This window comes from Pseudogulbenkiania sp. AW2-16 (assembly GCF_056824575.1).
Genome location: NZ_CP157668.1, coordinates 3,086,905 through 3,099,425, shown reverse-complemented (window position 1 = coordinate 3,099,425; position 12,521 = coordinate 3,086,905). Strand labels below are relative to the sequence as shown.

Annotated in this window: 11 protein-coding genes and 1 pseudogene; 7 read left to right on the top strand and 5 right to left on the bottom strand. The window is 66.7% G+C overall.

Annotated features, from left to right (window positions below; genetic code table 11):
- Positions 1–9: 9 nt before the first annotated feature.
- From ABKF58_RS15140 to ABKF58_RS15125, 4 genes and pseudogenes are all read right to left on the bottom strand, one after another.
- Positions 10–537, bottom strand: a pseudogene (locus ABKF58_RS15140) (SufD family Fe-S cluster assembly protein); the annotation flags it as partial.
- Positions 538–725: 188 nt separating this feature from the next.
- Positions 726–1,490, bottom strand: a complete 765-nt coding sequence (gene sufC / locus ABKF58_RS15135; protein WP_482581677.1) for a Fe-S cluster assembly ATPase SufC — start codon at positions 1,488–1,490, stop codon at positions 726–728.
- On the bottom strand, positions 1,424–2,953 hold the full coding sequence (sufB, locus tag ABKF58_RS15130) for a Fe-S cluster assembly protein SufB (protein ID WP_482581676.1): 1,530 nt from the start codon (positions 2,951–2,953) through the stop codon (positions 1,424–1,426). Before sufB ends, sufC begins: the two co-directional genes overlap by 67 nt.
- Before the next feature lie 22 nt (positions 2,954–2,975).
- Positions 2,976–3,446 carry an SUF system Fe-S cluster assembly regulator gene (locus ABKF58_RS15125; protein ID WP_482581675.1) on the bottom strand — a complete coding sequence of 157 codons (471 nt, stop codon included), beginning with the start codon at positions 3,444–3,446 and terminating at the stop codon, positions 2,976–2,978.
- Positions 3,447–3,583: 137 nt separating this feature from the next.
- Here ABKF58_RS15125 and ABKF58_RS15120 point away from each other — a divergent pair, with 137 nt between their 5' ends.
- The gene (locus tag ABKF58_RS15120; protein ID WP_482581674.1) at positions 3,584–3,904 is read left to right on the top strand and encodes an antibiotic biosynthesis monooxygenase family protein; all 321 of its coding nucleotides are present in this window, start codon (positions 3,584–3,586) and stop codon (positions 3,902–3,904) included.
- 107 nt (positions 3,905–4,011) lie between these two features.
- Here the strand turns inward: ABKF58_RS15120 and ABKF58_RS15115 are convergent, their stop codons facing one another.
- Complete coding sequence (locus tag ABKF58_RS15115; RefSeq protein WP_482581672.1) at positions 4,012–4,953, bottom strand: LysR family transcriptional regulator; 942 nt, start codon at positions 4,951–4,953, stop codon at positions 4,012–4,014.
- A 165-nt stretch (positions 4,954–5,118) separates the two neighbouring features.
- Between ABKF58_RS15115 and ABKF58_RS15110 the strand changes: the two genes are divergently transcribed.
- The 6 genes from ABKF58_RS15110 (at position 5,119) to ABKF58_RS15085 (ending at position 12,496) form a co-directional block, all read left to right on the top strand.
- Positions 5,119–5,592, top strand: coding sequence for a VCBS domain-containing protein (locus tag ABKF58_RS15110; RefSeq protein ID WP_482581671.1), 474 nt, complete (start codon positions 5,119–5,121; stop codon positions 5,590–5,592).
- Between the two features lie 209 nt (positions 5,593–5,801).
- On the top strand, positions 5,802–7,862 hold the full coding sequence (locus ABKF58_RS15105) for an FUSC family protein (RefSeq protein ID WP_482581669.1): 2,061 nt from the start codon (positions 5,802–5,804) through the stop codon (positions 7,860–7,862).
- Positions 7,859–8,068 carry a DUF1656 domain-containing protein gene (locus tag ABKF58_RS15100; protein ID WP_008952596.1) on the top strand — a complete coding sequence of 70 codons (210 nt, stop codon included), beginning with the start codon at positions 7,859–7,861 and terminating at the stop codon, positions 8,066–8,068. Before ABKF58_RS15105 ends, ABKF58_RS15100 begins: the two co-directional genes overlap by 4 nt.
- The gene (locus ABKF58_RS15095; protein WP_482581667.1) at positions 8,065–8,976 is read left to right on the top strand and encodes an efflux RND transporter periplasmic adaptor subunit; all 912 of its coding nucleotides are present in this window, start codon (positions 8,065–8,067) and stop codon (positions 8,974–8,976) included. Before ABKF58_RS15100 ends, ABKF58_RS15095 begins: the two co-directional genes overlap by 4 nt.
- On the top strand, positions 8,973–10,403 hold the full coding sequence (locus tag ABKF58_RS15090) for an efflux transporter outer membrane subunit (protein WP_482581665.1): 1,431 nt from the start codon (positions 8,973–8,975) through the stop codon (positions 10,401–10,403). The genes ABKF58_RS15095 and ABKF58_RS15090 overlap by 4 nt, the downstream gene beginning before the upstream one ends.
- Positions 10,404–10,588: 185 nt before the next feature.
- Complete coding sequence (locus tag ABKF58_RS15085; protein WP_482581663.1) at positions 10,589–12,496, top strand: sigma-54-dependent Fis family transcriptional regulator; 1,908 nt, start codon at positions 10,589–10,591, stop codon at positions 12,494–12,496.
- Positions 12,497–12,521 lie beyond the last annotated feature (25 nt).

Below are 12,521 nucleotides of genomic sequence, written 5' to 3'. Positions count from 1 at the left end.
CAGCGCGGCCACGTGGAAGGCCTTGAGGGACTCCTGCTGCAGCTTGAGGTGTTCGACCTCGGCATCTTGCCCGACCACGAGGTCGGTGGCGGTGTTGCTCAGGTAGGCGCCGTCGCCCAGCGCCACATGGTGTTCGATCAGGCAGGCGCGGCTGCCGGCCTCGGCACGCACCACGTTGCGCGTGTGCAGCGCCAGCCCCGCTTCGGTGGTGACGAACAGCAGGTGGACCGGCGTCTCGAGCGCCACCCCGGCGGCCAGTTGCAGGTAGGCGCCGTCGCTGAAGAAGGCCTGGTTGAGCGCGGCGAAGCCCGACGGGTAGCCAGCGGGCAACACGCCCAGCACGCCCTCCAGCCGCTGCGGATCGCGTTCCAGCACCTCGGCGAGGCTCGCCAGCGTGACCCCGGCCGGCAACGGGCCGATGTTCGACCAGCGCGGCTGGTAACGGCCATTCACGAACACCAGGCGCTGCGTTCCCGCCAGCCCCCAGGCGTCGATCAGCCCAGGAGCGACGCCGTTCGCCGTCGGAGGGGGCGGCATGAAGCGGCTTTTCTCGATGGCGGCGACACTGGTGTACTTCCAGTCCTCCTGGCGCAGCGTCGGGAAACCGGCCTCGGCGAAGAATGCCAGGCCCGCCTCGCGCCCGCGCCGCAGCCACGGCAGCTCGCTACCCGGCAAGGTCGTGGCGACGCGGGCGAAGGCGTCGCGGTAGAAGTCGGCGGCAGGATTCATGTGCCGCCTCCCGCCTGTCCCGCCGCCTCGACCCAGCCGTAGCCACGGTTTTCCAGCTCCAGCGCCAGCTCGCGCCCGCCGGACAAGGCGATGCGGCCCTGTGCCAGCACGTGCACCTGGTCCGGCACGATGTAGTTGAGCAAGCGCTGGTAGTGCGTCACCAGCACCATGGCGCGTTCCGGGCTGCGCATGGCGTTGACTCCGCCGGCGACGATCTTGAGCGCGTCGATGTCCAGGCCCGAGTCGGTTTCGTCGAGCAGCGCGAGGCGGGGCTCGAGCACCGCCATCTGCAAAATCTCGTTGCGCTTCTTCTCGCCGCCGGAAAAACCTTCGTTCACCGAGCGGTACAGCAGGCCGGTGTCCATGCCCATCAGCCTGAGCTTGTCCTTCACCAGCGTGAGAAAGTCCACCGCGTCCAGCTCCGGCTCGCCACGGTGCAGGCGCAGCGCGTTCACCGCCGCCTTCAGGAGGTAGATGTTGGCGACGCCGGGAATCTCCACCGGATACTGGAACGCCAGGAAAATCCCCTCGCGTGCCCGCAGTTCGGGGGACAGCTCCAGCAGATTGCGCCCCAGGTAGCGCACTTCGCCGGCCGTCACCGTATAGCCCTCGCGCCCGGCCAGTACGTGGGCCAGCGTGCTCTTGCCCGAGCCGTTGGGGCCCATGATGGCGTGCACCTCGCCGGCGCGCACCGTCAGGTCGAGGCCGCGCAGGATCGGCTTGTCGTTGATCGAGACGTGCAGGTTGCGGATTTCGAGCATGGTCTGTTCCTTGTTAGCCGATGCTGCCCTCCAGGCTTACCCCCAGCAGCTTCTGGGCCTCCACCGCGAACTCCATCGGCAGTTCCTTGAATACTTCCTTGCAAAAGCCGCTGACGATCATCGACACCGCGTCTTCCGGCGCGATGCCGCGGCTCTGGCAGTAGAACAACTGGTCCTCGCCGATGCGCGAGGTCGAGGCCTCGTGCTCGACGCGGGCGGTCGGGTTCTTCACCTCGATGTAGGGGAAGGTGTGGGCGGCGCAGCGGTCGCCCAGCAGCAGCGAGTCGCATTGCGTGTAGTTGCGCGCGCCGACCGCGCTCTTCGCCACTTTCACCAGTGCCGCGATAGGCGTTGCTGCCGTGCCCGGCCGAGATGCCCTTGGAGAGGATGGTGCTGCGCGTGTTCTTGCCCAGGTGGATCATCTTGGTGCCGGTATCCGCCTGCTGGTAGTGGTTGGTCAGCGCCACCGAGTAAAACTCGCCGACGGCGTTGTCGCCCTGCAGGATCACGCTGGGGTACTTCCAGGTGATGGCCGAACCGGTCTCCACCTGGGTCCAGGAAATCTTCGAATTATTCCCACGGCAATCGCCGCGCTTGGTGACGAAGTTGTAGATGCCGCCGTGGCCCTCCTTGTCGCCGGGGTACCAGTTCTGCACCGTGGCGTACTTGATCTGGGCGTCTTCCAGCGCGATCAACTCGACCACGGCGGCGTGCAGCTGGTTCTCGTCGCGCATCGGCGCGGTGCAGCCTTCCAGGTAGCTGACGTAGGCGCCCTTGTCTGCGATGATCAGCGTGCGTTCGAACTGGCCGGTGTTGCGGGCGTTGATGCGGAAGTAGGTCGACAACTCCATCGGGCAGCGCACGCCGGGCGGGATGTAGCAGAACGAGCCGTCGCTGAACACCGCCGAGTTGAGCGAGGCGAAGAAATTGTCGGTGTAGGGCACCACCGAGCCCAGGTACTGCCGCACCAGCTCCGGGTGCTCGCGCACCGCCTCGGAGAACGAGCAGAAAATGATGCCGAGCCCGGCCAGCTTGTCCTTGAAGGTAGTCGCCACCGACACGCTGTCGAACACCGCGTCCACCGCCACGCCGGCGAGCAGGGCACGCTCTTCCAGCGGCACACCCAGTTTCTCATAGGTGCGCAGCAACTCCGGGTCGACCTCGTCCAGGCTTTGCGGCCCGTCCTGGCGCGACTTCGGCGCGGAGTAATAAGCGATGTCCTGGTAATCGATGGGAGGGTGATGCACGGTGGACCAGTGCGGCTCGGCCATGGTGAGCCAGTGCCGGTACGCGCGCAGGCGCCATTCCAGCAGGAAGTCCGGCTCGCCCTTCTTGGCCGAAATCAGCCGGATCAGGTCTTCCGACAAGCCGCGCGGCACGGTGTCGGTCTCGACGCTGGTGAAAAAGCCGTGCCGGTATTCCTGGCTGATCAGCTCGTCGAGCTTGACTGTCGAACTGGCCATCTGCCTCTCCTGTCGATTTCGCTCAGCCATGACCGCCAGAACGGTGCCGCCGGTCATGCTGCGCCCGCCGCCGCTCCGGCATACCCGCCGGCACCGGTTGCGTCATGTCCTCCAGCGTCAGGCCATCGAGGGTCTGGCGCAGCGCCCGGTCGATGCGCTGCCAGTGGCGGCGCAAGGCGCACGCGTTCTCCTGCGGGCACAGACCGGCCGCCACGCTGCATTCCGTGACGCCGAACGGGCCCTCCAGCGCGTCGATGACCTGGGCGATCGAAATCTCCCGCGGTGGCCGCGCCAGCAGGTAGCCGCCGTGAGCGCCCCGCAACGAGTGCAGCAAGGCCTTGCGCGCCAGGGTCTTGAGGATTTTGCTCGCGGTGGGCAGGGCGACCCCCACCGCGCCGGCGAGCTCGGCGGCGCTGTAGACATGGCCCGGTTCACGCGCCATGTGGGCCATGATCACGGTGCCGTAATCGGTCAGCCTGCTCAGCCGCAACATCTCCAAGTCCCTGTTCTTTATATAGAATCAATTTAGTCCTATATGTTCCACAGGGCCAGGTCGACGAGCCTCTGGCAGAGAAAAAGAGGCGTCGGGCACCTGGCCCGGCTCACCCCGACAGGGAAGGAGACAACGGCATGAAATTCATTTTCGAAGTTCGCATGCGGCCCGGCTACACGGTGGAGGAATACGCCGAGGCCTGGATTCGCGCCAGCGAGATCATCCAGCGCACGCCCGGTGCCCGTGGCACCTACCTGCATCGCAAGATCGGCGCCCCCGACACCTTGCTCGCCATCGCCACCTGGGAGTCGAAGGCGCACCGAGACGCCAAGGACGACCGGCGCGACGAAACGGTCCGCGCCATTCTCGAAAAGCATGCGGCCAATTGCGACATCACCGTGATCGGCGAATTTGACGAACCCGAATGGTCCGTGCTGCCGCAAGGCGCAGGGCTATGAGCGGTACACCGCCCAGGGGAAAGGGACGGAGCCGCGCCGTGTCGCTCGCCCCACGGCCGCGCCTTGACTTGGCCTGACTCGCCGTCAAGTCAAAGCGGCGAGGGACCTTATCGGCCGCCCAGCGGGGCGCGGTTGGCCACGTATTCGGGCGAGCGGGATAGCTGCCCCAGTTGCTCGGACAGGAAGTCGATCAGCGTGCGCACCTTTTGCGGCAGGAAGCGGCGCGCCGGGTAGAGCGCATACAGCGCCGTGCTTGGCTTCTCCCAATCTGGCAGCAATTCAACCAGCCGCCCCGAGGCCAGGTCTTCGCTGACCAGTACGCTGGGCTGCAGCGCGATGCCGAGCCCGGCGCGGGCCGCATCGATCAGCACCGCGCCGTCGTTGGTGCTGAGCGAGCCGGACACACGCACGGTCACGGGCGACTGGGGCGGGCCGAAGCTCCAGGTGTTTGACTCCAGCGGGCGGCTGTAGCGCAGGCAGTTGTGATGGACAAGGTCGGCCGGTGTCTGCGGCGTGCCGTGCTTCTCCAGATAGCTCGGCGCCGCCAGCAGCGTGCTGTAGATCGGGCCCAGCAGCAGCCGGGCGATGAGGTTTTCCTCGCTGGCGTGCAACGAGGTGCGCAGCGCGAGGTCGTAGCCTTCTTCGACCAGGTCGATGTGGCGGTTGGTGAGCATCAGGTCGACGCTGATCTCCGGATAACGACGGTGAAACTCGGTCAGCAGCGTGCCCAGTCGACGTTGGCCGAAGGCGACGCTGGCGGTGATGCGCAGCGTACCCGCCGGGGTCTGGCTCTGGCGGCTGGCCACCGCCGCGGCTTCATCCACCTGCGCCAGGATGGACGCCACGCGCTGGATGTAATCGGCACCGACTTCAGTCAGGGACAGGCGCCGGGTCGAGCGATGCAACAAGCGCACACCCAACTGCTGTTCGAGTGCCGCCACGTATTTGGTGACCATGGCGCGGGACAGGTCCATGCGCTCGGCGGCGCCGGCAAAACTGCCGGCTTCGGTCACGGTCTGGAAGACGCGCATGGCAGTCAAGGTATCCATAATTTCTTTTTAGTTAATTACCCATTTCATTTTCGCCGGTTTATTCCCAACGAAGCAACTGTTGAAATACCTCCATGACGCCCCGCACGACAACGCGGCGCCGCTTTTCCGGTAACCGAGGTCGTTTCGGCCCCGTGGACACCGCCCAACATGGAGATTTGCAGCATGAAAAAAATCAGCTTCGCCGCCGCCTTGCCCTGTACCGCCTTGATCGCCCTCGCATTTGCCGGTTCGGCTTACGCCGGCAACGACAACTATTACGTCGACAACCTGGGTGGCGCCACCGTCAAGACCGCCGCCACGGCACCGCAAGCGTCCTTCGGCACCCGCACCGCGGTGATCGATGCCGACACCCATCTGCGCCTGACGGTGGCGCAAGACGGCAGCGTGCAGCCTGGCTCGGTCGGCGTGCCGCGCGACGACAGCATGGCCTTTCACGTCGCCAACACCAGCGCCCAACCGGTGAACGTGGTGATCGAAGGCGAAGGAGCGGCCCCGGTCACCATCGGTCAGGTCGGCGCGCACAAGGAAGCCAACTTCGCCTGGCGCTTCGACAACTTCAAAGCCGTGCCGCGCGCACTCAAGGTCGGCCAGTCCGCCGTAAAACTGTACGTGCTCAACCCGCGCAGCACCAACTGATTGCCACGCCACCCTGTCCGTCCGAGCCCCGGAACCCCGGGGCTTTTTAGACTTCCGGCCCGGCCGCTTTGCTATAACCAAAGCCAAGACCCAGGCATGGCCGGGAGCCCTCGCAGGTTTGAAACCCCATGCGTGCTGAGGGGTATGCGTCATTTTTCCTCCCACAACCCATCGCCTGCGTCGGATGGGGCGGCTAACAACGACACCACATGATGACTCTCCCCAGCTGGCGCGATTGGCTGTTTTCGGCCAAGACCTTTCTCGCCGCGATACTGGCCCTGTACATCGGCATGGCCCTTGGGCTGCCACGCCCTTACTGGGCGATGTCCACGGTGTACATCGTGTCGCATCCGCTGATTGGCGCCACCCGCTCGAAAGGGCTTTACCGGGTCATCGGCACCCTGATCGGCGGTGCCGCTGCCATTCTCTTCGTGCCCCGCTTCGTCAATGAGCCGATCATGCTGAGCCTGGTCATTTCGCTCTGGACCGGCACGCTGCTGTGCCTGTCGCTGCGCGACCGCACACCGCGCAACTACCTATTCATGCTCTCGGCGTACACCTTGCCGATGATCGCGCTGCCCGCCGTGTCCCAGCCCGAGGCGGTGTTCGACATTGCCCTGGCGCGCAGCGAGGAAATCGTGCTCGGTATCGTCTGTGCCAGCGTGGTCGCCTCCATCGTGTTTCCCAGCAAGGTGGCGCCGGTGCTCGAAGCCCGCATCGGCGCCTGGTTCAAGGACGCCGGCGCCTGGGCGGCGGAAGCCCTGTCGCCGGCCTTCGCCAGCAGCCACCCGGCGACCCGCCACCGCCCGGCCGCCGACATCCTGTCCCTGGACCAGTACATCACCCACCTGGCCTACGATGCCGCCAACGCGGACATGGTGCACACCACGCGCGAACTGCAAAGCCGCATGAGCATGCTGCTGCCCATCCTGTCCTCGCTCACGGCGACGCTCGACGCCGCACGCAAGCTGGAGCAGGACGTTCCCGCCCCGTTGACCGGCCTGATGGAAGCCATCGCCCGCTGGATACTCTCGTCGCCCGGGGCCAGGGGCCGCGACGAGGCGGCACGTTTTCAGCGCCAGCTTGCCGATGCGCGCCGTAGCGGCCCGGACGCGGAATGGAACGATCTCTTGATCGCGCACGCCGTCACGCGCCTGCAATCGCTGATCCGGCTGTGGCAGGACTGCCTCGACCTGCGCGACATGATCGCCCGGGGCGAGGCCGATACCGCGTGGAAACCGGCGTACCGGCGCTGGGAACTCGGCGGCAAGGCGCGCCATTACGACCATGGCATGATCCTGTTCGCGGCGGCATCGGCCTCGCTGGCGATCTTCCTCTCCTGCCTGCTGTGGATCGGCATGGGCTGGAACGACGGCGCCAGCGCGGTGATCCTGGGCGCCGTCTCGAGCTGCTTCTTCGCCGCACAGGACGAGCCGGCGCCGCTGATCCGCACCTTCTTCACCTGGGCCGCGGTCAGTATCCCGCTCACCGCCGTGCTGCTATTCCTGATCATCCCGGCCGCGCACGAGTTCGAAACCCTGGCGCTGATGCTGGCCATCCCGTTCCTCGCCATCGGCACCCTGGCATCGCACCCGCGCTTCACCATGGCCGCCATGCTGCTGACGGTCAACACCGCTTCGTTCCTCGGCCTGCAAGGTGCCTACGATGCGGACTTCACCGCCTTCTTCAACAGCAGCGTGGCCGGGGTGTGCGGGGTGCTGTTCGCCTTGTGCTGGACCCTGCTCACGCGGCCGTTTGGCGCCGAGCTGGCGATGCGCCGCCTGCTGCGCGCCAGCTGGAAAGACCTGGCCGAGACCGCTGCAGGCAGCCACCGCGGCGATTACGCCAACCTCACGTCGCACATGCTGGACCGCCTGGGCCTGCTGGTGCCGCGCCCGGCCGCCAGCGACGATGACCACGGCGATACCGGCTTCGGCGAGTTGCGGGTAGGGTTCAGCACCCTGGACCTGCAACGCGATGAACACCGCCTGCCAGAGACAGCGCACGTGGCGATCGACCGCGTGCTCCAGTCCGTCGCCGGGCACTACCGGGAATGCGTCGGCCACCATGGCCAGCGTCAGCCTCCCGCTTCGCTGCGCGAGGACATCGACCGGGCCTTGAGCCTCACCAAGGCGGAGCTGGGCAGGGCGGCGCGGGAAGCCCAGAACGCCCTGGTGGAATTGCGCATCACGCTGTTTCCCGATGCCGCCCGCTTTGTCGCGCTGACCGGAGCCCCCGCCACGGCCCCCTCCGCAGGAGAAACCCCATGATTGGCGAAATCGATCTCTACGGCGTGTTCATCCCCAGCCTGCTGGTGCTGATGCTCGGCGCCCTGGCCGTCACCGGCTGCCTGCGCTTTGTTCTGATGCGGCTGGGCGTCTACAAGCTCGTCTGGCACCGCTCGCTGTTCAATTTTGCCCTTTACGTGATCGTGCTCGGCGGCACGGTTGCCTTGACTCGCGGATTGCACCCATGAAAAAAAACATTCGAAACGCAGGGTCGGTGATCCTGACCCTGACTGTCGTCGTCATCGCCGCCGTGGTCGGCTGGCACCTGTGGGATTACTACAGCAACGCGCCGTGGACCCGGGATGGCCATATCCGCGCCGACGTGGTCCAGATCGCCCCGGACGTCTCCGGGCTGATCACCACCGTATCGGTGCGCGATAACCAGCTGGTGAAGCGCGGCCAAGTGCTGTTCGTGATCGACCGCGCCCGCTACGAGCTGGCGCTGAAGCAGGCCATGGCGGCGGTGGCGGCGCAACGTGCCACGCTGGCGCAAGCCCGTCGCGAGACCGTCCGCAGCCGCGCCCTGGCCGACCTGGTGGCCAAGGAAAACCTGGAGGAAAGCGAGGCCAAGGTGCAGCAGGGCGAAGCCACCCTGGCCGCCGCCGAAGCCGCGCTCGACGTCGCCCGCATCAACCTGGAACGCACCGAGGTGAAAAGCCCGGTGGACGGCTACCTGAACGACCGCACGCCGCGCCTGGGCGATTACGTCACCACCGGACGCCCGGTGCTCTCCATCGTCGATGCCCATTCCTTCCACGTCGACGGCTACTTCGAGGAAACCAAGCTCAACAACGTGCACATCGGCCAGCCGGTCGACATCCAGATCATGGGCGATGCGCACACCCTGCGCGGCCACGTGCAAAGCATCGCCGCCGGCATCGAGGACCGCGACCGCAGCAATGGCGCCACCTTGCTGCCCAACGTGAACCCCACCTTCAACTGGGTGCGTCTGGCACAGCGGGTGCCGGTGCGCATCGCGCTGGACGAGGTGCCCGACGACTTCCGCCTGATTGCCGGACGCACCGCCACGGTATCGGTACAGACGGTCACCACGCTGGCCAAACCCGCCGCCAAGCACGGGGAGGCCCGCTCGTGAAACGCCTCTCCGTTCTCGTGTCGCTCGCCCTGCTGGGCGGGCTGACGGCCTGCACCACGGTCGGCCCGGATTATCGCGTGCCGGATAACGCCATGGTGCGCGCGCCCTCGGCCAACGGTGCCTTCATCGGCGGCAACGGCGCCGGGGTATCGCTCGACCCGGTCCCCGCCGGCTGGTGGCGGCTCTACCGCGACCCGGCGCTGGACCAGCTGGTGAGCGAGGCGCTCGAAGCCAATACCAGCATCCGCATCGCTTCGGCCAACCTGCGCCGGGCGATGGCGGTGGTGACCGAGGTCGACGCCGAGCGCGGCCCGCACGCCGGCGTGACGCTGGCCGCCAAGCGCGCACGGGAGGCTGGCGAAGCCTTCCTGGTCGAGGAAAAGCTGCCGGTGTTGAACGAGGGCGACGCGGGCATCCAGATCGCCTACCAGATCGACCTGTTCGGCAAGCTGGCGCGCGCCGAAGAGTCCGCCCACGCCAGCGCCGAGGCCAGCGAAGCGGCGCTCGACCTGGTGCGCGTCTCGGTGGCGGCGGAAACCGTGCGTTCCTATGTGCAGATGTGCTCGGCGGGGCACGAACTGGCGGTCGCACAGCATGTGCTGGACCTGCAGAACCGCAGCGTCGACGTCGCCCGCCGCCTCGCCGACGCCGGGCGTGGCCGCATCACCGACGTGCTGCGCGCACGCTCCCAGGCCGATACGCTGCGCGCCACGCTGCCGCGCTTCCAGGCCGAGAAAGACGCCGCCCGCTACCGGCTGGCGGTGATGGTCGGCAAAACTCCGCAACAGCTGCAAGACGCCCGGATCGACTGCCAGACCGAGCCGCGCATCGAGCAACGCATCCCGGTCGGCGACGGCGCCGCGCTGCTCAAGCGCCGCCCCGACGTGCGCGAGGCCGAGCGCCAGCTCGCCGCCGCCACCGCCCGCATCGGGGTAGCCACCGCCGCGCTCTACCCCAGCATCATCATCGGCGCCTCGGCAGGGTATAGCGGCATCCTCGAACACCTCGGGGAAGGGCGCACCGAACGCTTCGGCCTCGGCCCGCTGATCAGCTGGACGATACCCGACAGCGGCGCCCGCGCCCGGGTCAAGATCGCCAAGACCGACGCCGAAGCCGCGCTGGCGCGCTTCGATGGCGTCGTGCTCAACGCCCTGCGCGAGACCGAAACCGCGCTGAGCTTCTACTCGCGCAACCTGCAGCGCCAGGCCGACCTGCAGACGGCACGCGACGAAGCCCGCGAAGCCGCCGAGCAGAACCGCCGCCTCTACCAGGCCGGGCGCGTACCCTACCTGTCGAGCCTCGACGCCGAGCGCACCCTCGCCAACACCGAAGCCTCGCTGGCCAGCGCGGAGAGCCAGCTTGCCGTCGACCAGGTCAACCTGTTCCTGGCACTGGGCGGCGGCTGGGAGAGCGAGGCGACGAAGTAAAGGCAAGGCTCCCCGGAAAGCCGGCGCGCCAGGGCAGGGGGCAGGCTTCGGCCAACCCTGCGCTGCGCCGAACCCCGCCTGCTAATGTGTGGATTTTTGGTCGATAATGTGACAAGTTACTGACTTCCAGCTTGGGCCGAGCGCTGTCTCGACCGCGGCGGCGCCAAGTCTCTGCCGGGAGGTCTATGAGCCACTTCTTTCCTTTGACACCAGCCACTCCGGATCCCTTGCAGGCCGCCCACCTGCTCAGGGAGAAGCTGCGTGTGGAGGGACAACTTCCCCAAGGCCTGTTGCGCCAGGAAATCGAAGCCTCCTGGCGCCGCAGCTTCAGCCACGGACTGGATTGCATCGACAGCAAACTGGTCAGCCTGCAGGTCGTCAACGATCTGGACATGCTGCTGGCGGCCAACCGCATGCTGCTCGACGCCGCCACCCCGGAAATGGAGTTCCTGGCCGAACGTTACGGCAACGAAGGCCTGGTCATCCTGGGCGATGCCAACGCCAACATGCTCGCGGTGGAAGGGCGCACCGATTACCTCCGTACCCTCGGCATCCAGGACATCACCCCCGGGGCATGTTGGAGCGAATCGCTGCGCGGCACCAATGCCCTCGGCACGGCGCTGATCGAGAGCCGGCCGATCCTGATCAATAGCGGCGAGCATTACCTCGAATGCCTGAGCCGTTTCTCCTGTTCCTCGGTACCGATCAAGAACCCGCACGGCGACGCCATCGGCGTGCTCGACCTGACGCGCGAGGGCACCCTGGCCCAGCCGCAGGACAGCCTCGGCATGCTGATGATCGCCGCCAGCCAGATCGAAAGCCGCCTGTTCGGCGCCTTTTTCCCGGAGCATCTGGTGCTGGTATTTCATCCGCGCCAGCAATATCTCGGCTCGGCCTGGCACGGCGTGCTGGCGGTGAGCGTGGAAGGCGACATCCTGGCCGCCAACCAGCAAGCCTGCGACCTGCTGCAGCTGCCGCGCGACAAGATGGTCGGCCAGCGTTGCGAAGAGGCGCTGGGCGTGCGCGGCAACACGCTGATCTCGCGCATCGTGCATGACGGCACCGCCAAAGTCCCGCTGGCGCATGGCGAGTTCTACTTCAAGGCCTTGCAACTGCCGCACCCGCCGACCATCGTGTCGGCGACCACGACGGCCAAACCACAGCCCAGACCCTGCACCCTGGACGAGTTGGCGGATGGCCAGAGCCGTTTCGGGCGAGCCCTGAGAATGGCGCGGCAAGGTTTGAACAACGATCTCCCCGTGCTGTTGCTCGGCGAAACCGGCACCGGCAAGGAGGTCGTCGCCCGCGCCCTGCACGAAGCCAGCGCTCGCGCCGGCAAACCGTTCATCGCGGTGAATTGCGCCTCCATTCCCGAAGGACTGATCGAATCGGAGCTGTTCGGCTACCGCGACGGCGCCTTTACCGGCGCACGCAAGGGCGGCGTGGTCGGGCGCCTGATGCAGGCCAACGGCGGCACGCTGTTCCTCGACGAAATCGGCGACATGCCGCTCCACCTGCAGGCGCGCCTGTTGCGCGTGCTGCAAGAGCGCAAGGTGGCGCCGCTGGGGGCCGGCGAAGAGCAGAACATCGACGTCGCGGTAATCTGTGCCACCCACCGCGACCTCAAGGCCATGGTGCGCGACAAGATGTTTCGCGAAGACCTCTACTACCGCATCAACGGGGTGAGCGTCGGCCTGCCGTCGCTGCGCGAGCGCGAGGATCTCGGCCAACTGATTGACACTCTGCTCGACAAGCTGGGGGCAGGGCATGTCACGGTCAGCCACGAACTGGCCGAGCTCTTTGCCCATTACCCCTGGCCGGGCAATATCCGCCAGCTGGAAATGGTGCTGCGCGCGGCGCTGGCGATGCGCGAAGGCGACGAAACCGAGTTGAACCCCGAACACCTGAGCGACCATTTCCTCGAGGAGTTGCACGCCAGTACGCGGCCTTCCGGCGGGCTGATCCGCGACCAGGAACTGGAGCTGATCCGCAGCACCCTCGACAGCCATCAGGGCAACGTTTCGGCTGCGGCCCAGGCGCTGGGCATCAGCCGTGCCACCCTCTACCGCAAGCTGAAGCAGCTGCAGTGGTAACGTCCCCCGTGTTCCCTGCCACGCA